This is a genomic window from Staphylococcus sp. EG-SA-2, assembly GCF_017152085.1.
In genome coordinates, this window is sequence record NZ_JACYHC010000156.1 from 1 (window position 1) to 537 (window position 537).

Below are 537 nucleotides of genomic sequence, written 5' to 3' on the forward strand. Positions count from 1 at the left end.
ATTTACTTTGTTATATTATGATTAAACATCTAATTCTCTGCTTGTAAGTGCTTTAATCATCTCTGGATCAGCATGTGAGAAAAATTGGCTATTACTTTCTTCTAATGTCGCAATTTGTTGTTTATCTTCTTCTGTAAGTTCAAAATCAAATATATCTAAGTTTTGAGCCATACGTTCTGGATTCACTGATTTTGCGAGTACAACAATGTCACGTTCTACTAACAAGCGTAAAATAACTTGTGCAATTGATTTGTTGTATTTATCTGCAATGGCCTGCAACAATTGATTTTGGAATAATTGATTTTTACCTTCTGCAAATGGTGCCCAAGCTTCTACCACAACATTTTCTTGTTGAAGTGCTGCAACTTGTTCTTCTTGTTGATGGAATGGATTAATTTCTATTTGGTTCACTTGTGGTTGAATTTGATTGTGAATACCTAAATCTACAATTCGATCAACGCCGAAGTTAGATACACCGATTGCTTTAATTTTACCATTTTCTTTTAACTCTTCTAATGCACGCCATGAGCCATATAC

The 537-nt window shown here is 33.3% G+C and carries 1 protein-coding gene; it reads right to left on the reverse strand.

Annotated elements, in window-relative coordinates; all coding sequences use genetic code 11:
- Positions 1 to 21: 21 nt before the first annotated feature.
- Positions 22 to 537, reverse strand: a 516-nt coding sequence (locus IDG60_RS01510; protein ID WP_206160408.1) for an aldo/keto reductase, incomplete at its 5' end; no start/stop codon positions are given.